Annotated in this window: 20 protein-coding genes and 2 pseudogenes; 13 read left to right on the forward strand and 9 right to left on the reverse strand. The window is 67.7% G+C overall.

The annotated features are described in order from the left end of the window. Window positions 1-131: 131 nt before the first annotated feature. Both G6N20_RS19790 and G6N20_RS19795 read right to left on the reverse strand, forming a co-directional pair. Window positions 132-1679, reverse strand: coding sequence for a gamma-glutamyltransferase family protein (locus G6N20_RS19790; RefSeq protein ID WP_083050779.1), 1548 nt, complete (start codon window positions 1677-1679; stop codon window positions 132-134). Between the two features lie 88 nt (window positions 1680-1767). Then, on the reverse strand, window positions 1768-2679 hold the full coding sequence (locus G6N20_RS19795; protein WP_083050777.1) for an alpha/beta hydrolase: 912 nt from the start codon (window positions 2677-2679) through the stop codon (window positions 1768-1770). A 55-nt stretch (window positions 2680-2734) separates the two neighbouring features. On the opposite strand from G6N20_RS19795, the gene G6N20_RS19800 reads away from it, so the two are divergent. Beyond that, complete coding sequence (locus G6N20_RS19800; RefSeq protein WP_142272146.1) at window positions 2735-3358, forward strand: TetR/AcrR family transcriptional regulator; 624 nt, start codon at window positions 2735-2737, stop codon at window positions 3356-3358. Here the strand turns inward: G6N20_RS19800 and G6N20_RS19805 are convergent. Further along, window positions 3344-4120: pseudogene (locus tag G6N20_RS19805) on the reverse strand (DUF429 domain-containing protein); the annotation flags it as partial. The gene G6N20_RS19800 and the pseudogene G6N20_RS19805 sit on opposite strands and share 15 nt — an antisense overlap. A gap of 223 nt (window positions 4121-4343) precedes the next feature. Between G6N20_RS19805 and purB the strand changes: the two are divergent. From purB to G6N20_RS19830, 5 genes are all read left to right on the forward strand, one after another. Continuing rightward, window positions 4344-5762 (forward strand): adenylosuccinate lyase, encoded by a 1419-nt coding sequence (purB, locus tag G6N20_RS19810; protein ID WP_083050774.1) that lies wholly within the window; start codon window positions 4344-4346, stop codon window positions 5760-5762. Window positions 5763-5765: 3 nt separating this feature from the next. Further along, a complete protein-coding gene (locus G6N20_RS19815; RefSeq protein WP_083050771.1) occupies window positions 5766-7016 on the forward strand; it encodes a cytochrome P450 in 1251 nt (416 codons plus the stop codon). A 34-nt stretch (window positions 7017-7050) separates the two neighbouring features. Continuing rightward, a complete protein-coding gene (locus G6N20_RS19820) occupies window positions 7051-7944 on the forward strand; it encodes a phosphoribosylaminoimidazolesuccinocarboxamide synthase (RefSeq protein ID WP_083050823.1) in 894 nt (297 codons plus the stop codon). Next, the gene (locus G6N20_RS19825) at window positions 7941-10124 is read left to right on the forward strand and encodes a S9 family peptidase (RefSeq protein WP_083050769.1); all 2184 of its coding nucleotides are present in this window, start codon (window positions 7941-7943) and stop codon (window positions 10122-10124) included. Before G6N20_RS19820 ends, G6N20_RS19825 begins: the two co-directional genes overlap by 4 nt. Before the next feature lie 152 nt (window positions 10125-10276). Beyond that, a complete protein-coding gene (locus G6N20_RS19830; RefSeq protein ID WP_083050766.1) occupies window positions 10277-10981 on the forward strand; it encodes a DUF2334 domain-containing protein in 705 nt (234 codons plus the stop codon). 78 nt (window positions 10982-11059) lie between these two features. Here G6N20_RS19830 and G6N20_RS19835 read toward each other — a convergent pair whose 3' ends face one another. Further along, complete coding sequence (locus G6N20_RS19835) at window positions 11060-11698, reverse strand: MBL fold metallo-hydrolase (protein WP_083048140.1); 639 nt, start codon at window positions 11696-11698, stop codon at window positions 11060-11062. Between G6N20_RS19835 and G6N20_RS19840 the strand changes: the two genes are divergently transcribed. The 3 genes from G6N20_RS19840 (at window position 11675) to purQ (ending at window position 13525) form a co-directional block, all read left to right on the forward strand. Continuing rightward, window positions 11675-12403: an ATPase gene (locus tag G6N20_RS19840; RefSeq protein ID WP_179961495.1), complete on the forward strand. Its 729-nt coding sequence runs from the start codon at window positions 11675-11677 to the stop codon at window positions 12401-12403. The genes G6N20_RS19835 and G6N20_RS19840 overlap by 24 nt on opposite strands. Window positions 12404-12614: 211 nt before the next feature. Further along, window positions 12615-12854: a phosphoribosylformylglycinamidine synthase subunit PurS gene (purS, locus tag G6N20_RS19845; protein ID WP_083048138.1), complete on the forward strand. Its 240-nt coding sequence runs from the start codon at window positions 12615-12617 to the stop codon at window positions 12852-12854. Continuing rightward, complete coding sequence (gene purQ / locus G6N20_RS19850; RefSeq protein WP_083048135.1) at window positions 12851-13525, forward strand: phosphoribosylformylglycinamidine synthase subunit PurQ; 675 nt, start codon at window positions 12851-12853, stop codon at window positions 13523-13525. The genes purS and purQ overlap by 4 nt, the downstream gene beginning before the upstream one ends. Before the next feature lie 90 nt (window positions 13526-13615). Here purQ and G6N20_RS19855 read toward each other — a convergent pair whose 3' ends face one another. Continuing rightward, complete coding sequence (locus tag G6N20_RS19855; RefSeq protein ID WP_083048132.1) at window positions 13616-14056, reverse strand: hypothetical protein; 441 nt, start codon at window positions 14054-14056, stop codon at window positions 13616-13618. Window positions 14057-14224: 168 nt separating this feature from the next. Continuing rightward, the gene (locus G6N20_RS19860; RefSeq protein ID WP_083048129.1) at window positions 14225-15688 is read right to left on the reverse strand and encodes a dihydrolipoyl dehydrogenase family protein; all 1464 of its coding nucleotides are present in this window, start codon (window positions 15686-15688) and stop codon (window positions 14225-14227) included. Window positions 15689-15880: 192 nt separating this feature from the next. Between G6N20_RS19860 and G6N20_RS22485 the strand changes: the two are divergent. Beyond that, a pseudogene (locus G6N20_RS22485) lies at window positions 15881-16391 on the forward strand (PPE family protein); the annotation flags it as partial. A gap of 83 nt (window positions 16392-16474) precedes the next feature. Continuing rightward, the gene (locus G6N20_RS19865; protein ID WP_456320134.1) at window positions 16475-17761 is read left to right on the forward strand and encodes an autotransporter outer membrane beta-barrel domain-containing protein; all 1287 of its coding nucleotides are present in this window, start codon (window positions 16475-16477) and stop codon (window positions 17759-17761) included. Between the two features lie 29 nt (window positions 17762-17790). Here the strand turns inward: G6N20_RS19865 and G6N20_RS19870 are convergent, their stop codons facing one another. Together G6N20_RS19870 and G6N20_RS19875 are read right to left on the reverse strand one after the other, a co-directional pair. Beyond that, entirely contained in the window at window positions 17791-18588 is a 798-nt protein-coding gene (locus G6N20_RS19870) for a family 1 encapsulin nanocompartment shell protein (protein WP_083048125.1), read from the reverse strand. Then, window positions 18585-19607, reverse strand: coding sequence for a Dyp-type peroxidase (locus G6N20_RS19875; protein ID WP_142272019.1), 1023 nt, complete (start codon window positions 19605-19607; stop codon window positions 18585-18587). Before G6N20_RS19875 ends, G6N20_RS19870 begins: the two co-directional genes overlap by 4 nt. A gap of 42 nt (window positions 19608-19649) precedes the next feature. Here G6N20_RS19875 and G6N20_RS19880 point away from each other — a divergent pair, with 42 nt between their 5' ends. Both G6N20_RS19880 and G6N20_RS19885 read left to right on the forward strand, forming a co-directional pair. Next, complete coding sequence (locus G6N20_RS19880; protein ID WP_083048121.1) at window positions 19650-20921, forward strand: M18 family aminopeptidase; 1272 nt, start codon at window positions 19650-19652, stop codon at window positions 20919-20921. An 11-nt stretch (window positions 20922-20932) separates the two neighbouring features. Next, the gene (locus tag G6N20_RS19885; protein WP_083048119.1) at window positions 20933-21280 is read left to right on the forward strand and encodes a VOC family protein; all 348 of its coding nucleotides are present in this window, start codon (window positions 20933-20935) and stop codon (window positions 21278-21280) included. 73 nt (window positions 21281-21353) lie between these two features. On the opposite strand, the gene G6N20_RS19890 is transcribed toward G6N20_RS19885, so the two are convergent. Beyond that, window positions 21354-21998 carry an acetyl-/succinyl-CoA transferase gene (locus G6N20_RS19890; RefSeq protein ID WP_083048117.1) on the reverse strand — a complete coding sequence of 215 codons (645 nt, stop codon included), beginning with the start codon at window positions 21996-21998 and terminating at the stop codon, window positions 21354-21356. Window positions 21999-22004 lie beyond the last annotated feature (6 nt).

Raw genomic sequence — 22004 nt, forward strand, 5'->3', positions numbered from 1 at the left:
AGGGCAACGTCTGCTGGCAGGTCCAGATCACGGTGTCGTTGGGTAGGTTGTGATCGCGGCCGCCCCGCCAGGCCCTGACTGGCCGCGCCCACCCATGGGGGGAGGTGCCGTGCCATCCACGAAGCGCGGGTTCAGAAAGCTGCGGCCTGACCATCCCGGCGGGGGTCGCTGGCTGCGAAGTACCCGTCGTCGAGACACCAGATCGCCTGGCAGCTGCCGAACTGGCTGTAGTCGTCCACGGTGACCAGGTGGTGTCCACGCCGGTGAAGGTCGTCGAGGGTCGACGGCGGAAAGCCCTTCTCGCAGCTGACCTGCAGGCCTTGCACCCAGCGGAATCGGGGGCCGTCGCAGGCCGCCTGCGGGTTCTGGCCGTAGTCGGCGATGCGTACGACCAGCTGCACGTGCCCCTGGGGTTGCATCGGGCCGCCCATCACCCCGAAGCTCATCACCGGCGCGCCGTCTTTGCTCACGAAGCCCGGAATGATGGTGTGATAGGGACGTTTGGCAGGTCCGACGCAATTCGGATGACCCGGCGCCACAGTAAAATCCGAGCCGCGGTTATGCAGTGCGATTCCGGTGCCCGGCACCACGACGCCGGAACCGAACCCCATATAGTTCGACTGGATCATCGACACCATCAATCCGGAAGCGTCCGCGGCGGTCAGATACACGGTGTCCCCCTTCGGGGTTCCGGCGGATGCGGGTCGCGCCCGCTTGCGGTCGATCAATCCGGCCCGTTGCTTCAGGTACTCCCGGTCAAGGAGGTGCTCCGGCGCCACCCGCATGTGGTCGATGTCGCCTACAAAGGCCTGCGCGTCGGCGAAGGCCAGCTTGAGCGCTTCGATCTGCAGATGCACGCTGTCGGCGGAATCGACTGGCCACGAGGACATGTCAAACTGGTCGAGGATACCCAGGGCGATCAGGGCGACGATGCCCTGGCCGTTGGGCGGTATCTCGTGGACGGTGTGACCCCGGTAGGTGGTGTTGATCGTGCCGACCCACTCCGCCCGGTGGGCGGCCAGGTCGCTGACCCGCATGGCGCCGGCGTTGGCCACCGCGTGCGCCTCGAGTGTGGCCGCCAGCTCGCCCCGGTACAGCGCCTCGCCGTTGGTTGCGGCGATCTGTTCGAGGGTGGCCGCATGGTCGGGAAATCGGAACAACTCACCGGGCTTTGGCGCGCGCCCGCCGGGCATGAACGCCTCGGCGAACCCGGGCTGGTCGGCGAATACCGGCACCTGCGCGGCCCATTGCTCGGCGACCGTCGGTGAGACCGGAAAGCCGTTGCGGCCATAGGAGATAGCGGGTGCGAAGAGCCGTTCGAACGAAAGCCTGCCAAACCTGGCATGCAGCTCGGCCCAGGCCGACACCGCGCCGGGCACGGTCACCGAGTTCCAGCCGAGCGGCGGAACGCCGGAAACGCCTGGGCCGCCGAAGTATTCCGGCGTCCACGCCGCCGGCGAACGGCCCGATGCGTTCAGGCCGTGCAGTCGCTTGCCGTCCCAGACGATGGCGAAGGCATCCGAGCCGATTCCGTTGGACACCGGCTCCACCAGCGTCAGCGTGATGGCCGTGGCGATGGCCGCATCGACCGCGTTCCCGCCGTCGGTGATCATGCGAAGACCCGCCTGGGCGGCCAGTGGTTGTGACGTGCAGACAGCGTTCGCCGCCAGGACGGGCATTCGCGGCCACGTGTAGGGGAAGCTCCAATCGAAGGCTGTGGTCACCGTCGGATCGTCGCACGCCCGTTGCGACGGGCTCAGCGCCGGCTCAGGTGGTCAGCAGCGGCGCCATCCAGGTCAGCTCGGCGGGCAGTTGCGAGCTCCAGAACGCGCCGTTGTGCCCGCCGGGCGAGAAGCCACCCGCGGGCGGGTTGGGCAACTGCGCGATGAACTGTTTGGTCGCGGCGGAGAACGGGTCGCTGTCGCCGCAGTCCACCCGGATCGGGATGGACGCCAGCGCGGGCATCCCGAACACCGAGTTCGCCGCGAAGTCGTCGGCGCCGTCGAATGCGCCCGGCGCGGCCGCTCCGGAGGACAGCCACAACGCCGGGCTCACCGCACAGATCGCCGCGGTGCGCGCCGGTCCGAGCCGGCCACCCAGCAGCAATGCGCCGTAGCCGCCCATCGACCAGCCCAAAAACGCCACCCGCGAGATGTCCAGACCCTCGCCGTCGAGCAAGGGGATCAGCTCGCGCAACACCATGGCCCCGCTGTCCTCGCCGGAGGCCCGCCGGTGCCAATAGCTGCCGCCGCCGTCGACGGCGACCACCGCGAACGGCGGCAACCCGGCGTTGACGGCCTGTGCGAGGCCCTGTTCGACGCCGCCGGCCATCACGCTGGCCGCGTCGCTGCCCTTTCCGTGCAGCGCGATCACCGGTCGCAGTGGCTTGGTCTGGCCCGGTGGGCGCGCGATCGCCCAGTTGGTCGCGATCCCCCCGCGCGCCGCCGACACGAACGAGCCGGTCACCATCGTCGGCGCCGCCTGAGCGGGCGGGGGCGGATCGAGCGGCCGTGCCGGCGCCAATGGAACGTTTGTGCCAATCGCCGGTGCCGGGGTGGCATGGCAGGTGCGCGGCCGAAGCAGCATGTCCAGGGCATAAGCGCCGACCGCGCCCACTGCGGCGCCGGCACCGATGCCGAGCACGGCGCGGCGGCTCAGGTCTGGCATGGCGGCCATCATGCCATGAACGTTTGAGCAAAATGGCAATGCGGTACCACTTTGACTGGCAGCATGGGTGGGCGTGACGGCAGCTGTTACTCCAAAAGGAGAACGTCGGCGGTATGCGTTGGTGAGCGCGGCCGCCGAGCTGCTTGGTGAGGGCGGGTTCGAAGCGGTGCGCCACCGGGCGGTTGCTCGGCGCGCCGGCCTGCCGTTGGCGTCTACCACCTACTACTTTTCGTCGCTCGACGATTTGATCGCCCGCGCGGTCGATCACATCGGGATGATCGAGATGGCGCAGCTACAGGCCCGGGTCAACGCCCTGTCCCGGCGGCGCCGAGGGCCCGAAACCACCGCCGATGTGCTGGTTGACCTGCTCGTGGGGGACGTATCCGGACCCGGGCTGACCGAGCAGCTGATATCGCGTTACGAGCGTCATATCGCCGGTACCCGGCTGCCCGCGTTGCGCGAGAGCATGCGCCGCAACCTGCGCCAGCGCGCCGAAGCGGTCGCCGAAGCCATTGAAAGGTCAGGGCGGTCGGTGCCCATCGAACTGGTGTGCACCCTGATCTGCGCGGTCGATGGTTCGGTGGTCTCCGCGCTGGTCGAAGGCCGTGATCCGCGTGCGGCCGCGCTGGCGACCGTGGTCGACCTCATCGACGTGCTGGCGCCCGTCGACCAGCGCCCGGTGCGGATCTGACGCGCGCCGGCCACGAGACGCCGGGGCAAGGTCTGCGGGCAGCGCCGGCGTCACGATGTAGCCGGTGGCGACGTCCCCGTAGATGGTGACGCCGCCGGGGCATCGTGTGGCGTACAACGCCACGTAGGCGCAGACGACGGCGTCCACCGGGTCCTCGGCGCGGCGCAGCTCGCTCTTGCGCCGCGCGGTGCGGACCTGCCGGCGCAGCTGCGACCAATCGGGGTGACCGGCCACCCGCAGCGGCACCGCGGCGTGCGCCAGCCCCTCGACACCGTCCATCAGCCGCAGCAGCTCCGACCTGAGCCGATCGACGTCGCGGCCGGGCTTGGCCTTGTACTTCAGCGTGCGGGGCAGCCGAAACAGCGCGACCGTCGCCGAGTGCGGGTAGACCTCGATGGCCCGCCGCGCGGCCCCCGAGGACGGGTCCATCTCCAGCCCCAGCGCGCGAGCCAACCGCGCGGCACGCGGACCCTCGGCGAATTCGGGTTTCCCGGTATTGGCCGGGTGCGCGCCGGCCTCGAACTTGGCAAAGTCACGATTGAGCGCGGCCTCGGCCGGCCGCTGGCCGGTTGGGTTGGTGACGACGAGCGGCGCGTCGAAGCCGACCAGGCAATCGCCGTTCACATACGGCCGCAGCGCCGCCAGCACGGAGGCGTCGTCGCGAACGGCACCGGCCCGCAGCAGACGCCCGTCCGCGTCGACGGCCGCAACACCGGTCGGATTGCGGCCGGCCCAGGCGAGGTCCACCCCGGCGAAGTGCATCGGCCTAGCGTATGGCGGGGCCGCGGCGTGGTGTGGTGTCACATCCGCCACGTGCGCCTCTGCTTGAGGGGATGATCGTTGTGCCCTCATCGCGACACTGCACGGGCGGCTGCCGAGCTGTCGCGCTGAGGCGGGCGCGTGGGGTGCCTTCCGGCGCAGGGACTGGTGTGACAACTGCGACCACTGGGCCCGCGACCGTAAGCTGTGTCTTCGTGAGGGCCAAGTGAGCATTCCCAACGTGCTGGCCGCCCGCTACGCGAGCGCGGGGATGGTCTCGATCTGGTCGCCGGAGGCCAAGGTGGTCGCGGAGCGGCGGCTGTGGCTGGCTGTGCTGCGGGCCCAGGCGGAGTTGGGGGTCGAGGTGCCGTCGGGGGCGATCGCCGATTACGAGCGGGTGCTCGACGATGTCGATTTGGCATCGATCGCGGCCCGCGAACGGGTGCTACGTCACGACGTCAAGGCCCGCATCGAGGAATTCAACGCCCTGGCCGGTCATGAGCACGTGCACAAGGGAATGACCAGCCGCGACCTGACCGAGAACGTGGAGCAGCTGCAGATCCGGCGGTCGCTGGAACTGGTTTTCGGCCACGGGGTGGCGGTGGTGGCGCGGCTGGCCGAGCGTGCGGTGACCTATCGCGACCTGGTGATGGCCGGGCGCAGCCACAACGTCGCCGCGCAGGCGACCACATTGGGCAAGCGGTTCGCCTCGGCGGCACAGGAAACGCTGATCGCGTTGCACCGGGTGCGGACGCTGATCGACCGCTACCCACTGCGTGGCATCAAGGGCCCGATGGGCACCGCGCAGGACATGCTCGACCTGCTCGGCGGCGATGCCGCCAAGCTGGCCGAACTCGAGCGACGGGTAGCCGACTTCCTTGGTTTCACAACGATTTTGACCAGTGTCGGGCAGGTGTATCCGCGTTCGCTGGACCACGATGTGGTCTCCGCTTTGGTGCAGCTGGGCGCGGGCCCGTCATCGCTGGCCCACACGATCCGGCTGATGGCCGGCCACGAGCTGGTCACCGAGGGTTTCGCGCCCGGCCAGGTTGGCTCGTCGGCGATGCCGCACAAGATGAACACCCGCAGCTGCGAGCGGATCAACGGGCTGCAAATCGTGTTACGCGGCTATGCCTCCATGGTCGCCGAATTGGCGGGCGCGCAGTGGAACGAGGGTGACGTGTGCTGCTCGGTGGTGCGCCGGGTTGCGTTGCCGGACAGCTTCTTTGCCGTCGACGGGCAGATCGAGACGGTGCTGACGGTGGTTGACGAGTTCGGCGCCTACCCGGCGGTGATCCAGCGTGAGCTGGATCGCTACCTGCCGTTCTTGGCGACCACCAAGGTGTTGATCGCGGCGGTGCGTGCCGGCATGGGCCGCGAGGCCGCGCACCACGTGATCTCCGAGCACGCGGTGGCGACGGCGCTGGCCATGCGGGAGCACGGCGCCGAGCCCGACCTGCTGGACCGGCTGGCCGCCGATCCACGGCTGCCGTTGGGCCGGGAAGCGCTGGACGCCGCGCTGGCCGATAAGACGGCCTTCACCGGGGCCGCCGGCGACCAGGTCGACGAGGTGGCCGCGATGGTGGATACGCTGGTGGGTCGCTACCCGGATGCGGCCAAGTACACCCCGGGTGCGATTCTGTAGGTCATGGGCGTCGCTGAGTCGGTTGCGCTTCCAGAAATCGATCTGACCGATCTGGACAACTTTGCCAACGGTTTCCCGCACGAGCTGTTTGCCATCCACCGCCGGGTGGCGCCGGTGTTCTGGCATCAGCCCACCGAACACACCCCCGACGGCGAGGGCTTCTGGTCGGTGGCCACCCATGCCGAAACCCTTGAGGTGCTGCGTGACCCGGTGACCTACTCGTCGGTCACCGGCGGGGATCGGCCGTTCGGCGGCACCGTGCTGCAGGATCTGCCGATCGCCGGTCAGGTGCTCAACATGATGGATGATCCGCGGCATTCGCGCATTCGACGCCTGGTCAGCTCCGGCCTGACCCCGCGGATGATCCGGCGGGTCGAAGACGACCTGCGCGGCCGCGCCCGCCGGCTGCTCGACGCTATCCGGCCCGGTGTGGCCTTCGATTTCGTGGTCGAGGTTGCGGCGGAACTGCCCATGCAGATGATCTGCATCCTGCTGGGCGTTCCGGAGGACGATCGGCATTGGTTGGTCGAAGCGGTGGAACCGGGATTCGACTTCCGCGGTTCGCGCAGCGCGTCCATGCCGAAGCTGAATGTCGAGGACGCCGGATCGCGGTTGTACACCTACGGGATGGCGTTGATCGCCGGCAAACGGGCTGAGCCGGGCGACGACATGCTGTCCATTGTCGCCAACGCCACCATCGACGATCCCGACGCGCCCGCCCTGTCCGACGCCGAGTTGTACCTGTTCTTCCATCTGCTCTTCAGCGCGGGCGCCGAGACCACCCGCAACGCCATCGCCGGCGGGCTGCTGGCCCTTTCCCAACATCCGGACCAATTGCGCAGGCTGCGAGCCGATTCCGCATTATTGCCGACGGCGATCGAAGAAATCGTGCGGTGGACGTCGCCGTCACCGTCCAAGCGGCGCACCGCCACACGAGCGGTCACCCTGGGCGCTCAGCGGATCGAACCGGGCCAGAAGGTGCTGGTGTGGGAGGGCTCGGCCAACCGGGATGCCCTGGTGTTCGACCACGCCGACGAGTTCGACATCGCCCGCAAACCCAACCCACACCTGGGTTTTGGTCAGGGAGTGCACTATTGCCTGGGCGCCAACCTGGCCCGGCTGGAGCTGCGGGTGCTCTACGAGGAGCTGCTGTCGCGCTTTGGCGGCGTGCGGGTGGTGGAGCCGGTCGAATGGACGCGGAGCAACCGCCATACCGGCATCCGGCACCTGGTCGTGGACCTGCGCGAGGCCTAGCTTGCGCGGCGCTACCCATTAGGCTGGCCGGATGGTGCGTCCCGCATTGTCTGACTACCCGCATCTGGCCAGCGGCAAGGTCCGTGAGCTGTATCGCGTCGATGACGACCACCTGCTGCTGGTGGCCACCGATCGGATCTCGGCCTACGACTACGTCCTGGACAGTACGATCCCGGACAAGGGCCGCATCCTGACCGCGATGAGCGTGTTCTTCTTCGGCTTCGTCGACGCCGCCAACCACCTGGCAGGGCCGCCGGACGACCCACGCATCCCCAACGAGGTGTTGGGCCGCGCGCTGGTGGTGCGGCGGCTGCAGATGCTTCCGGTGGAGTGTGTGGCCCGCGGCTACCTGACCGGCTCGGGGCTGCTGGACTACCAGGCGACCGGGAAGGTCTGCGGAATCGCGTTGCCGCCGGGTCTGGTCGAGGCGTCCAAGTTCGCCACCCCACTGTTTACCCCGGCGACGAAGGCCGCACTGGGCAACCACGATGAGAACATCTCGTTTGACCGGGTGATCGAGATGGTGGGTGTGGCGCGGGCCAGCCAGCTGCGCGAGCGTACCCTGCAGATCTACCTGCAGGCCGCCGATCACGCGCTGGCGAGGGGAATCATCATCGCCGACACCAAGTTCGAATTCGGCACCGACCGCGACGGCAACCTGGTGCTGGCCGACGAGATCTTCACACCGGACTCGTCGCGATACTGGCCGGCCGATGAATACCGGGTGGGCGCGGCTCAGACCAGCTTCGACAAGCAATTCGTCCGCAACTGGCTTCTCAGCGCCGAGTCGGGCTGGGACCGCGACGGTGACCAACCTCCACCGCCGCTCCCCGGCGACGTCATCGAGGCTACCCGTGACCGTTATATCAGTGCCTACGAACGGATTTCGGGGCGGCGCTTCGCCGACTGGATCGGCCCCGGCGCATGACGGACCAGCCAGTGCCGCCGGTGGCCAAGCGGGTGGAGACGCGGCGCGAGTACCACGGCGACGTGTTTGTCGATCCCTACGAATGGTTGCGGGACAAGGAAAACCCCGAGGTGATCGCCCACCTGGAGGCCGAGAACGACTACGCCGACCGGATCACCGCTCACCTCCAGCCGTTGCGGCAACGGATCTTCGACGAAATCAAGGCGCGTACCAAGGAAACCGACCTGTCGGTGCCGACCCGGCGTGGCGGCTGGTGGTATTACGCCCGCACCTTCGAGGGAAAACAATACGGTGTCCATTGCCGTTGCCCGATAACCGATCCCGACGACTGGAGCCCGCCGACATTCGATGAGGACACCGAAATACCCGGCGAGCAGCTCCTGCTCGACGAGAACGCCGAGGCCGAGGGTCACGACTTCTTCGCGCTCGGCGCGGCCAGCGTCAGCTTGGATGGCAACCTGCTGGCGTATTCCGTTGACCTCGTCGGTGATGAACGTTATACGCTGCGGTTCAAGGATTTACGTAGCGGGCAGCAATATCCCGACGAGATTGCCGGCATTGGGGCGGGAGCAACCTGGGCCGCAGACAATCGCACCGTCTACTACGTCACCGTGGATGACGCCTGGCGGCCGGACACGGTATGGCGGTACCGGCTGGGCTCTGGCGAACCGTCCGAACAGGTCTACCACGAAGCCGATGAGCGGTTCTGGCTCGCGGTGGGTCGCACCCGCAGCAACGCCTTCGTGCTGATCGCTGCGGGCTCGTCCATCACCTCGGAGGTCCGTTACGCGGACGCGGCCGACCCGAATGCGCGGTTCGCCGTTGTGCTGCCGCGTCGTGAGGGTGTCGAGTACTCGGTGGAGCACGCCGTGATCGGGGGCCAGGACCGGTTCCTGATCCTGCACAACGACGGTGCGGTGAACTTCACCTTGGTGGAAGCCCCGGTCGGAGACCCGACGCGGCAACGCACCCTGATCGGCCACCGCGACTTCGTCCGGCTCGACGGTGTCGATGCGTTCGCCGGCCATCTGGTGGTCAGCTACCGGCGCGAGGCGCTGCCCCGGGTTCAGCTATGGCCGATCGGGTCCGACGGCGGTTACGGCGAGCCCGAGGAGATCACCTTCGACTCCGAGCTGATGGCGACCGGCCTGGGGCCCAATCCCAACTGGGATTCGCCCAAACTGCGGGTTGGCGCGGGGTCTTTCGTCACCCCGATGCGGGTCTACGACATCGATCTGGTCACCGGCGAGCGCACGTTGCTGAAAGAGCAGCCGGTGCTGGGCGGCTACCGCCGCGAGGACTATGTGGAACGCCGCGATTGGGCATGTGCGGACGACGGCACCCGAATCCCGGTCTCGATCGTGCACCGCGCCGGTGTCGAATTGCCCGCTCCAGCACTCATTTACGGCTACGGTGCTTACGAGAACTGCGAGGACCCACGGTTTTCTATTGCTCGGCTGTCACTGCTGGATCGCGGGATGGTGTTCGTCGTTGCCCACGTTCGTGGCGGCGGCGAGCTGGGTCGGCTGTGGTACGAGCGCGGCAAGCTGCTGGACAAGAAGAACACCTTCACCGACTTCATCACGGTGGCAAGACATCTGGTGACGACGGGGCTGACCCGGCCACAGCAGTTGGTGGCTTTGGGTGGCAGCGCGGGTGGTCTGCTGATGGGTGCGGTGGCCAACATGGCACCGGACCTGTTCGCCGGAATCCTTGCGCAGGTGCCGTTCGTCGACCCACTGACCACTATCTTGGACCCGTCGTTGCCGCTGACCGTCACCGAGTGGGACGAGTGGGGAAATCCGCGCAGCGATGGCGATGTCTACGCCTACATGAAGTCGTATTCGCCGTATGAGAACATCGCGGCCAGGGGCTACCCGGCCATCTTGGCGATGACCTCGCTGAACGACACCAGGGTGTACTACGTGGAGCCGGCCAAGTGGGTCGCAGCATTGCGGCACACCAAGACCGACGGCAGGCCGGTGCTGTTGAAGACCCAGATGCATGCCGGTCATGGTGGGATCAGTGGCCGCTACGAGCGTTGGAAGGAAACCGCATTCCAGTACGCCTGGGTGCTCGCTACCGCCAATGGCGACAACGGACTTGGGCGGGTAGGGCATTCGCGCGGGGTAGATATTGCCCGGGAACATCGCCAGCATCAGCACCAATCGCCCCGATAGGCACACCGCCGCTGCCACCCGGATGCCCGGAAGCAATTGGCCTGGGGCACCAAGAAGCGGCCACACGCCGGTGATGGTGACCGGCAGCGCTGTTCAGCGGGGCTCTGCATGTCCTTCACCGTCCCGAAACCTGGGATCGGCAGACTACTAGCGTGTCTGGAAAACTGGTCGTTTCGGTCTCGGGGATAAGCGAGCACTCCCTGGCCGACGTCGACGCATTCTGCGGGCAAATGGACGCCCGCTCGGTGCCGGTGTCGCTGTTGGTGGCCCCGCGGCTGCGCGGTGACTACCGGCTCGACCGTGACCCGCGCACCGTCGAGTGGTTGACCGCGCGGCGTTCCGGCGGTGACGCCGTGGTACTTCACGGCTACGACGCGGCGGCCACCAAGCGGCGGCGCTCCGAATTCGCCACGCTGCCTGCACACGAGGCGAATCTACGGCTCATGGCTGCTGACCGGGTGCTCGAGCACCTCGGGCTGCGCACTCGGCTGTTCGCAGCACCGGGCTGGCTGGTGTCACCGGGTGTGGTCAAAGCGTTGCCGCGCAATGGCTTTCGGCTGCTAGCGGATTTCCACGGGGTTACCGACCTGGTTCGAAACACCACCGTGCGGGCCCGTGTGCTGGGAATCGGGGAAGGATTTCTGGCGGAGCCGTGGTGGTGCCGGATGGTCGTGATGTCCGCCGAGCGCATCGCCCGGCGGGGCGGTGTGGTGCGGGTCGCGGTGGCCGGCCGGCACCTGCCCAAACCCGGCCCGCTACAGGCCATGCTGGATGCCGTCGACCTGGCATTGCTGCACGGATGCACGCCGATGGTGTACCGCTGGAGTCCGGATAGGGCAGTCCTCGACGCCGCGTAGGGACGGCCGCGGTGTGCCGAGCAGACGCAGAATCGCCCTTTTTGCCAGCAAAAAGGGCGATTCTGCGTCTGCTCGCCACTAGAAGGTGACCGCGCTTTCCTCGGGTAAGACCTGGAAGTCGGTGGTGCTCATCTCGCTGAGCCGGCTGTAGTAGATGCCTTTGGCGTCCGCGGCGATGATCCCCTGGTGGATGGGGACCGCACGCTTGGGTGCCACCGCACGCAGATAGTTGATGGCCTCGGCGATCTTCATCCATGGGGCGGCCGCCGGCGCGGCCAGCACGTCCACCGGCTCTCCCGGAACGAACAACGCGTCGCCGGGATGCATCAGTCGAGCCGGATGGTCATTGTCGCCCACCAGATACGAGATGTTGTCGATCACAGGGATTTCCGGGTGTATCACGGCATGCCTGCCGCCGACACCGCGGATGGTCAGCTCGCCGACCGTCAACTCATCGCCGACCCGGACCGCCCGCCACGGCGCGCCCAACTGGGCGGCGGTTTGCGGGTCGGCATACAGCAGGGCATCGGGGTTGGCTTCCCGGAGCGCCGGCAGCCGCGTGGGGTCGGCGTGGTCCGGGTGCTGGTGGGTGATCAGAATCGCCGACAACCCGGTAATGCCCTCGAATCCGTGCGAAAAGTTACCGGGATCAAAGAGCAAGCTGGTTTCGCCGAACTGCGCGAGTAGGCAGGAATGACCGAAATGCGTCAATTGCATGTCTACGATTGTGCCCTGATGCGGGCCGTACAGCTGCGGATGATGCTGGCGACCATGATGGTCGCCGGCTATCTGGTGGCCGCGGTGACGGTGGCGACACCCGCGCCGGGCGAGCCGGAAACCTGCCCGCCGGTGTGTGACCAGATCCCCGGCACCGCGTGGATCGATCGACGAGCGGTGCCGCTGGATTCGGTGTACCGATGGCCGGCGCTGGCCGGCGCGGCGGTAGCGCTCACCGGGACGACACCGCGGTTCCGATTCGAGCACGTGTGCGCCACACCGACGTTCCCGGGGGACACCCGCAACGCTGCGGTGGCCAGTCGGGCGACGGTGGCCCAACCCGAGGGCCAATGGCAGTTGCAGGCTCAGGTGCTGCACTGGCGGGGGGACACGGCCCGCGGTGGCGCGATCGCGGCGGCGGTGTTCGGTGCCGCGGTCGCCGCGGTGCGCGCTTGCCAGTTGGGGTCCCCCGCGCAGTCCCCGTCGATCACCGACGACGAACCGACCCGGATGGCCGCGGTGATCAGCGGGCCGGTCATCATGCACACCTACCTGATCGCGCACGTGTCGAGCAGCACGATTAGCGAACTGACGCTGTGGTCCACCGGGCCGCCACAGGTGCCCTGGCCGGTGATTTCCGACTCCGCGGTGCTGGACGCAATGACCGCGCCGTTGTGTGAGGCCTACATCAGCTCGTGTCCCTAAACGGTGGGGAAGTCAACCCGTCCAGACACGGTGGTACAGCCGAAGCTGACGGCAGCGGGCGCCGCCCGGGTCGGCGGCTGGGTGTCCCGGTAACGCGGCGCGCCCGCCGTCGCCGGTAAAGTTGGCGCGGACCCTTTGCCCGGCTCCTTAGTCGCGCCCTACCGGTGCTCGCCGTCGCCGGGCGGAGTACGCCGATCGGAGAGGAGCGCCAGTGGCCAGGGTGGTCGTCCATGTGATGCCCAAGGCGGAGATCCTCGACCCGCAAGGTCAGGCGATTGCCGGTGCGCTGGCGCGACTAGGACACCCCGGAGTCTCAGACGTTCGTCAGGGCAAGAGATTTGAGCTGGAGGTCGACGATACGGTCGATGATTCCACGCTCGCCGAGATCGCGGAATCACTGCTGGCGAACACGGTGATCGAGGATTGGACCATAAGCCGGGAGCCACTGTGACGGCGCGGATCGGCGTCATCACCTTTCCCGGGACGCTTGATGACGTGGACGCCGCGCGCGCGGTGCGGCGCGTGGGCGCCGAGGCGGTCAGCCTGTGGCATGCCGACGCCGACCTCAAGGGTGTTGATGCCGTGGTGGTGCCGGGCGGGTTTTCCTACGGCGACTACCTGCGGGCGGGTGCGATCGCCAGATTCGCCCCGGTGATGGGGGAGGTGGTCGCGGCCGCGGCCAGGGGCATGCCGGTGTTAGGGATTTGCAACGGGTTTCAGGTGCTGTGCGAGGCCGGGCTGCTGCCTGGCGCCCTGACCCGCAACGTGGGGTTGCACTTTGTCTGCCGCGACGTGTGGTTGCGCGTGGTTTCGACGTCGACGGTGTGGACATCGCGTTTCGAGCCCGGCGCCGACCTGCTGGTGCCGTTGAAGTCCGGGGAGGGCCGTTATGTCGCACCGCAAAAGGTGCTCGACGAACTCGAAGGCGACGGCCGGGTGGTGTTCCGCTACCACGACAACGTCAACGGCTCGCTGCATGACATCGCCGGCATCAGCTCAGCCGACGGTCGTGTCGTCGGACTGATGCCGCACCCCGAACATGCCATCGAAGCGTTGACAGGTCCTTCCGATGACGGGCTGGGTCTGTTCTATTCTGCGCTGGACGCAGTTCAGGCCGTCTGAGGTTAGCCGAACGCCGCATTGGTGACCGCAGATCTCACGGAAGTGTCAGCGGCCCTGCGTAATTGGTCGAAAACCGGCCACGGTGGTGACTCATCCGGCGTCTGGCAGCACCGGTTGGACGGTCAACTCGGCGAACAGCTCGATCGCGGCACCGATGGCGCGGTCGACGCGACCAGCGAAATCGTCGAAACAGACATGCGTTCCGAACCTTCGGTATGCGTGCGCGGCCACGCCGATGCGGTGCGGATCGGCGGAACCGTGCACGATCGCCATGACTTCGCGGTTCTGTCCGTTCCAGGCGTCGACCAGCCCGGTCAACGCGGCACATGCGGTGGCCGGGAAATAGCATGCGGGAGTCGCCCGGATGGCTAACACTTGGGCGGGATTGATCTCTAGATGGACGTGCAGCCGACGAGGGCGAGTGTCAGCGACGAAGAAGAATTCGCTGTCCTGGTGGCCGCGGAAATACCGGCGCCCACGGGCGCGCAGGTAGCGCTCGATCAGGTCGGTGCCCAGCGGCTCGATCGTCATGGGTCGATGATGACCCCGGCGGCTATGCGGATGCTTTGCGCTCAGCGATGCGGTGTCCAAGAGTCTGTTGAGATTTCGCTGAGTGAGCGGGCTGCGGGGGCACTGTGCATGCCGGCGACCGTCTCGACGCGATGGACCCGGTTGCACGCCACCGCTGACGCTAGAGAGCTAGACCACCGTGAAAAACGAATCCCGGTAGGCCTCAAGAAGTCTCAGCCACAGCTCACTGATTGTCGGGAAGCACGGCACGGCGTGCCACAATCGATGCACTGGGACCTGGCCGGCGACGGCGATGGTGGCGGCGTGCAGCAGTTCGGTGGCACCCGGGCCGACCATCGTCAGGCCCAGCAGATGACCTCGATCCACATCGACCACCATCCGTGCCCGACCCGCGTACCCGTCGGCAAAGAGTCTGGCCCCCATGACGACATCGCCGACTTCGACGTCGATGGCCTTGATCCGGTGACCGGACGCGACGGCCTGCTCGGCAGTCAGCCCCACCGCGGCGGCCTCGGGGTCGGTGAAGAAGGCCTGCGGTACCGCGTGATGATCGGCGGTGGTCGCATGCGCGCCCCACGGCGAAGTGTCCAGCGGCCGTCCCGCCGCGCGCGCGCCGATGGCCGCACCCGCGATGCGGGCCTGGTACTTGCCCTGATGGGTCAGCAGCGCGCGGTGGTTGACGTCACCGGCCGCATAAAGCCAACCCTCGTCGATGGCCCGCACTCGGCAGGTGTCGTCGACGTCGAGCCAGCTGCCCGGCGTCAGTCCTATTGTCTGCAGGCCGATGTCGTCGGTGCGGGGAGCTCTCCCGGTGGCGAACAACACCTCGTCGACGGACAACGCGGAGCCGTCGTCCAGCTCGAGGACCACCCGGGCGTCCGGGTGGGGCCGGCGGAGCGCGCGCACCGATGCACCCAACCGCACGTCAACGCCCGCGTCGGCGAGCCCGCGGGCGAGGTAGTCGCCCACGAAGGGTTCCATTCGGGGCAGCAGCCGAGGCCCCCGGGCCAGCAGGGTCACCGAGGAGCCCAATCCTTGCCAGGCCGTGGCCATTTCCACGCCGACCCCGCCGGCGCCGACGATCGCCAGTCGCGCCGGCACCGAATCGCTCTCGGTGGCTTGGCGATTGGTCCACGGCCGCGCTTCGTCGATGCCAGGCAAGTCCGGCAGTGCCGGCCGGCTTCCGGTGCAGACGACGACGGCATGCCGAGCCGTCAGCACCACCTGTTGGCCGTCGGGTGCGGCCACGGCGACGCGTCGCGGACCGGCCAACCGTCCGTGGCCGCGGATCAGCGTCGCGCCGATGCCATCGAGCCAGTCGGCCTGGCCGCCGTCGTCCCAGCCGCTCACGTAGCGGCTGCGGCGGCCGAAAACGCCGGCGGCGTCGATCGACCCGCGGACCGCTGCGCGCGCGCCGTCGACCCGACGGGCATCCGAGACGGCGATGACCGGGCGCAGCAACGCCTTGCTGGGCACACACGCCCAATACGCGCACTCGCCGCCGACGAGTTCGCGTTCCACCACCGCAACCGACAGTCCCGCGGCGCGGACGCGATCCGCGGCGTTTTGGCCCACCGGCCCGGCGCCGAGCACCACGACGTCGTAGGGCCGTTGCCGTTGGTCTGCTGCCATGGTCGGGAGATCCTTTCGTCGGAGTTGACGGTGACGCTACCCTGCCGTCGGCGCCGCGGCCCAGGGTGCGCTAAATCATCGCGGGGACAAGGCCATTGCCGATTTGCCCACGGTCCGGTGCCCGGTGGGGCTAGGTTGGGTGCAGCCACCGCGCCAGTGGTTGCCGTGGTGGGGGCACGTCGAGGAGTCGGGATGCCTGCAAACTTCGCGGTACTGCCACCGGAGGTCAATTCGGCGCTGATCTTCACCGGCGCGGGCCCGCGGCCGTTACTGCAGGCGGCGATGGCCTGGCAGGGGTTGGCCGAGGAGCTGGGTTCGGCGGCGTCCTGGTTCGGTTCGGTGACATCGGGGCTAACGGTTGGGCCGACCCAATCCTGGCAGGGTCCGGCTTCGGCGGCGATGCTGGCCGCTGCCGCACCCTACGCCGGCTGGCTACGCGCGGCGGCCGCCCGGGCCGCGGCGGCGGCCGGGCAGGCGCTGGCGGCCGTCGGGGCGTTCGAGGCGGCGCAAGCGGCGATGGTCCAGCCGATAGCGGTGGCGGCCAACCGTTCCCAGCTCGTGGCGCTGGTGATGTCGAATCTGTTCGGGCAAAACGCCCCGGCGATCGCGGCCGCCGAGGGCCACTACGAACAGATGTGGGCCCAGGACGTGGCAGCGATGGCCGGCTACCACGCCGGCGCCTCGGCCGCGGCCGCGCAGCTGGCGCCCTGGCAGCAGTCGCTGCACAACCTGCTCGGGATCTCGGGCCCGCAGAACGCCGGCGTCGGCAACATCGGCGACAACAACCTGGGCAACGGAAATCACGGCGACGCCAACGTCGGCAACGGCAATCTCGGCAGCTCCAACGTGGGCAGCGGCAACACCGGCAATTCCAATCTGGGCAGCGGCAACACCGGCAATTCCAACCTGGGCAGCGGTAATCACGGCGACATGAACGTGGGCGGCGGCAACTCCGGCACCGGCAACGTGGGCGGCGGCAACAGCGGCAGCCAGAACGTGGGCTTCGGCAACAACGGGACGGGGAATGTCGGCGGCGGGAACAAGGGTCACGGAAACGTCGGATTCGGAAACGTGGGCCCGACCAACACGGACGGTAACTTCAACATCGGCGGCGGCAACACCGGCAGCTTCAACCGGGGTTCGGGGAACACCGGCGACGCCAACTGGGGTTTCGGCAACACCGGCAACGGCAATATCGGCTTCGGCAACACGGGCAACGCAAACTTCGGCATCGGGCTGGCGGGCAACAACCAGATCGGCATCGGCGGCCTCAACACCGGTGCTGGCAACATCGGCTTCGGCAATTCGGGCACCGGCAACGTCGGCTTCTTCAACTCCGGTACCGGCAACGTCGGCATCTTCAATTCCGGCTTTGCCAACACGGGCTTCGAGCTCTCCGGGACGAACAACACCGGCTTCCAGGGCACGGGCGGCACCAGCACCGGCTTCTGGAACACCGGGCTACAGGCCACCGGCTTCGGCAACACGTCCAGCGAAACCACGGGTGCGTTCAACTCCGGCAGGTATACCACGGGCTTCTTCAACTCGGCCGAATTGAATTCCGGCCTGGGCAACTCGGGTCGCGGCAACACCGGCTTCTTCAACTCGGGTCACGGCAACACCGGCTCCTTCAACGCCGGCTCCACCAACACCGGCTTCGGCAACTCTGGCGACGTCAACACCGGCCTGTTCAACTCCGGCAACCTGAACACCGCGATCGGCAGCACGGTTGACGGTCCGGGCCCCAGCTCGGGCTTCGGAAACCTGGGCATCGGCAGCTCGGGATTCTTCAACCAGGGCAACAATGCCTCTGGCTTGACCAACGCCGGCGACAACACCTCGGGCGCGCGCAACCTGGGGCCGGACAGTTCGGGCTTCAACAACGCGGGCTTCGGCGGCTCGGGCGTCTGGAACACCAGCGAGCGAGGTTCTGGTTTCTTCAACAACCTCAACAACGGTGTGGGCTTCCAGAACTCGGGCTTCTTCAACACCGGCATCCGCAACTCGGGCGTCGGAAACGTCAGCGACTTCGCGACCAGTGTCAGCGGGCACTCGGGCTTCTTCCACCGGTGAGCCCACCGGCCGGAGGCCGCGCTGCGTGGTTACGGGCCAAGCGCGACCGACGCCTCGGCGGTGTAGCACAGGAACGTCAGCGTCTCCTGCAGATACAGCTGCACCGTGTCGGCGTCGTGGCTGAGGTAGCCGATCGAGACGTCGGTGCCCAATCGCAGGTCGAAGTCGCCGCCCCGGGTGGTCAACACGAAAGCGCCGTCGATGGCCGGCGCCCAGATGATGTCCCCGTCGACCAGCCGGTTCAAGTGCTCGCGGATGGGATATCCGTGATCGGAGGTCTCGCTGACCTTGGTGTAGACGTCGGCCGACAACAGCACCGAGTACGGGCCGTCGACACCGGCCAACCTCAGCTCGGACAGCGCCTGGGAGATGACATCGGGGATTTCCCGCGGATCGTCGGGCAACGTCAGCGGCGGGTTCGAGCTGGCGCTGCGGATGCCCTCGATCGACGCGGCAGCGTAACCCTCGAAGATGGTGCGATCCTCGACGAAGGCGAGCTTCTTGGCGGCCTCCTTGACCGGGTCCCAGTCGGAGTCCTGTGACCCGCGCTCGACGTCGTCGATCTCGCCTCGCGACAGGGTGAACGGAACCCGCAGTCGGACAAGGGGTTTGCTTGCCCGCAGGTGGGCTATGACGCCCTCGGTGGGCGCCGCGACGTCGATCAGCCGGCCGGTGCTGACGGCCGCGGTGACCGGACCGCCGGGGTCGCTGACGTCGACCACCCGCCGTCCGGCGATATGCCGCTTGAACGTCCGCGCCGCCTCCACCTCGATTTCCGCCCAGGCGGCTTCGGTGACCGGTGCCAGCTCGCGGTAGAGGTTGTTCATCGAGATGTTCCTTTCAGGCTGCCGATCCCCAGTGATCCGTCGCCGGAGGCAGGACTAGCGGCAGGCGACATCTGTGGGCCGGGCAGCGGCGGTGGATCGTCGAGGAAGTCGATTGTGGGGGTGAAGAACAGCCCGCCGGTGACCGCGGTGGAAAAATCCAGCACCCGGTCGGTGTTGCCCGGCGGGTCGCCCAGAAACATGTTGCGCAGCATGTGTTCGGTGACCCGCGGTGTCCGCGAGTAGCCGATGAAGTACGTGCCGTATTCGCCCTTGCCGACCTCGCCGAACGGCATGTTGTGCCGCACGATTTTCAGCTCGGAGCCCTCAGCGTCGGTGATCACGTTGAGCGCGATGTGTGAGTTGGACGGTTTGGCGTCGTCGTCGAGTTCGATGTCGTCCAGCTTGGTGCGGCCGATCACCCGTTCCTGTTCGGTCACCGTCAGCGATTCCCACGCCGCCATGTCGTGCAGGTACTTCTGCACGTGCACGTAGCACGCGCCCGCAAAGTCGGGATCCTCGTCACCGATCGTGGTGGCGTGCGCGGCCGCCGGCCCGCCGGGGTTCTCGGTGCCGTCGACAAAGCCCAGCAGATCACGGTTGTCGAAGAACCGGAAGCCGTGCACCTCGTCGACCACGGTCACCGCCCCGGCCATCGACTTGACGATGCGGCCGGCCAGCTCGAAGCAGACGTCCATCGTCTCGGCGCGGATGTGGAACAACAGGTCGCCCGGCGTGGCCGGGGCGACCTGCCGCGGGCCCGTCAGCTCGATGAACGGATGCAGCTCGGCGGGCCGTGGTCCGGCGAACAAGCGGTCCCAGGCGCCCGATCCGATCGAGGCCACCACCGACAGGTGTTTCGCCGGATCGCGAAAGCCGATCGCGCGCACCAATCCCGACAGACCCGGCAACGCGTCGTGCACGATCGCCTCGCCACCGTCGTTGATGGTGGCGACGAGGAAGATGGCGGCCGGCGTCAAGGGCGCCAGGATCGGCTGCGGCGAAACGGCGGACACAGGCACGACCCTAACGTCCCCACGATCGCGGGTGCTAAACATGGGTGCATGGTGGCCACCGCCCTTGGCCTGTGCGAATTCATCGACGCGTCCCCCTCCCCGTTTCACGTCTGCGCCACGGTGGCCCGACGGCTGCGCGCTGCCGGCTACACCGAGCTCGGCGAGGCGGACCGCTGGCCGGACCAGCCCGGCCGCTACTTCATCGTGCGGGCCGCGTCGCTGGTGGCCTGGAACTGCGACGGGCCGGCGGGACCGTTCCGGATCGTCGGCGCGCACACCGACAGCCCCAATCTCCGGGTCAAACAGCATCCGGATCTGCTGGTCGCCGGCTGGCAGGTGGTCGCGCTGCAGCCGTACGGGGGCGCGTGGCTGAACTCCTGGCTGGACCGTGATCTGGGCATCAGCGGGCGCTTAACGGTGCGAGACCACGCCGGGCTAGCCCACCGGCTGGTCCGGATAGACGATCCGATTCTGCGGGTGCCGCAGCTGGCCATCCACCTGGCCGAGGACCGCAAGTCCGTCACGTTGGATCCACAACGACATGTCAATGCGGTCTTCGGTGTGGGCGATCAGCCGGGGTCCTTTCTGAGGTATGTCGCCGAGCGCGCCGGGGTAGCCGAAGCCGATGTGTTGGCCGCCGACCTGATGACCCATGACCTGACCCCGTCGGCGGTGATCGGCGCCGACTCCAGCCTGCTGAGCGCCCCGCGTCTGGACAATCTAGCCAGCTGCTATGCGGGGATGGAGGCGTTGCTGGCCTGGGACGGGGACTCGGCGCCGCGCGGTGTCGTGCCGGTGCTGGTGATCTTCGACCACGAGGAGGTCGGCTCGGCCTCCGACCACGGCGCCCAGTCCAACCTGCTGGCAGGCGTCCTGGAACGCATCGTGCTGGCCGCCGGCGGCAGCCGGGAGGACTTCCTGCGGCGGCTGCCGGCCTCGCTGCTGGCCTCGGCCGACATGGCGCACGCGACCCACCCCAACTACCCCGAGCGTCACGAGCCCGGTCACCTCATCGAGGTCAACGCCGGACCGGTGGTCAAGGTGCACCCGAATCTGCGCTACGCCACCGACGGGCGCACCGCCGCGGCGTTCGCGCTGGCCTGCCAGCAGGCCGGCGTGCCGGTGCAGCGTTACGAACACCGCGCCGACCTGCCGTGCGGATCGACGATCGGACCGTTGGCCTCGGCCCGGACCGGCATCCCCACCGTCGACGTCGGCGCCGCCCAGCTTGCCATGCACTCCGCGCGTGAACTGATGGGCGCCCACGACGTGGCCGCCTATGCGGCGGCGCTGGGTGCGTTCCTTGCGCCGCGGGCATAGGGTCTAGCGTTATGGCACTCACCGTAGAGATGGTCACCTTCGACTGCGCCGACCCCGCGAAGCTGGCCGGCTGGTGGGCCGAGCAGTTCGGCGGTAAGACCCACGAACTGCTGCCCGGCGAATTCATCGCGGTGACCCGACCCGCGGGGCCCCGGCTGGGATTCCAGAAGGTGCCCGACCCGTCGCCCGGAAAGAACCGCGTGCACCTCGATTTCACTACTGAGGATGTGGATGCCGAGGTGTCGCGGCTGACCGCTGCCGGTGCCAACGAGGTGGAACGGCACCAGATGGGCGACACCTTCCGCTGGGTGGTGCTGGCCGACCCCGAGGGCAACGTCTTCTGCGTGGCGAGTCAGTAACCACTTCGCCGAACGTGAACTCATGGCGAGAATATTGCGAAAATCGCGCCGTGAGTTCACGTTCGGCGAGGGATCAGCAGGCAAGGCCGAAAAGCCCTCGGCAGCGGTCGAACCCGTCCACCCGCACCTCGACGCTGCGATGCCGCTGCCAATCGTCGCGGGTCAGCCGGAAACGCAACTGCTCCACCATGACTCCCTCGCGTGCCACCTGCTCCACGCCGTTGTCTCGGTAACCGTTGCGGCGGGAAACCGCGATCGAGGCCGGGTTATCGACAAAAGACGCTGAGGTGGCGACTTCCGCTCCCAGCTCGGTGAACGCGAAATGCAGTGCGGCCGCGCGCATCTCGGTGCCATAGCCACGGCGTTGGTAACCCAATCCGAGCCATGAACCGGACGCAACCTGACGCGCGATGGGGAAGTCTTTGGCGGATAAGGCCTGAACGCCGACGGCCCGGCCGCCGATGACGACTGCGAATGGCAGCGCCCAGTCGTCCTGTTGGAAGCGTGCCAGTTCCTGCCAGAGGTGCGAGAGGGTGTTAAACGGTAGATCGGCCCGCGGCGCTCGCGTCCACGGAACCGCAAACGGCATCCGCTCGGGGTCGTGGATTCCGTCGAGAATGGTGTCGATCAGCTGGTCGCACAACTCCTCGGTGGGCAGCCGCAGCTGCGTCCGCGGCGTGGTGATGCGCAGGTCAAACAGCGGCCAGTGACGAGACATGGCCTC

This window comes from Mycobacterium shinjukuense (assembly GCF_010730055.1).
GTDB classification, from domain to species: Bacteria; Actinomycetota; Actinomycetes; order Mycobacteriales; family Mycobacteriaceae; genus Mycobacterium; species Mycobacterium shinjukuense.

Coding starts and splice junctions, on each gene's coding strand:
- G6N20_RS19790 (WP_083050779.1), bottom strand. CDS start 1,679: ATGCCCGTCCTGGCGGCGAACGCTGTCTGCACGTCACAACCACTGGCC.
- G6N20_RS19795 (WP_083050777.1), bottom strand. CDS start 2,679: ATGATGGCCGCCATGCCAGACCTGAGCCGCCGCGCCGTGCTCGGCATC.
- G6N20_RS19815 (WP_083050771.1), top strand. CDS start 5,766: ATGGGCGTCGCTGAGTCGGTTGCGCTTCCAGAAATCGATCTGACCGAT.
- G6N20_RS19825 (WP_083050769.1), top strand. CDS start 7,941: ATGACGGACCAGCCAGTGCCGCCGGTGGCCAAGCGGGTGGAGACGCGG.
- G6N20_RS19840 (WP_179961495.1), top strand. CDS start 11,675: ATGACCGAAATGCGTCAATTGCATGTCTACGATTGTGCCCTGATGCGG.
- G6N20_RS19835 (WP_083048140.1), bottom strand. CDS start 11,698: ATGCAATTGACGCATTTCGGTCATTCCTGCCTACTCGCGCAGTTCGGC.
- G6N20_RS19855 (WP_083048132.1), bottom strand. CDS start 14,056: ATGACGATCGAGCCGCTGGGCACCGACCTGATCGAGCGCTACCTGCGC.
- G6N20_RS19860 (WP_083048129.1), bottom strand. CDS start 15,688: ATGGCAGCAGACCAACGGCAACGGCCCTACGACGTCGTGGTGCTCGGC.
- G6N20_RS19870 (WP_083048125.1), bottom strand. CDS start 18,588: ATGAACAACCTCTACCGCGAGCTGGCACCGGTCACCGAAGCCGCCTGG.
- G6N20_RS19880 (WP_083048121.1), top strand. CDS start 19,650: ATGGTGGCCACCGCCCTTGGCCTGTGCGAATTCATCGACGCGTCCCCC.
- G6N20_RS19885 (WP_083048119.1), top strand. CDS start 20,933: ATGGCACTCACCGTAGAGATGGTCACCTTCGACTGCGCCGACCCCGCG.
- G6N20_RS19890 (WP_083048117.1), bottom strand. CDS start 21,998: ATGTCTCGTCACTGGCCGCTGTTTGACCTGCGCATCACCACGCCGCGG.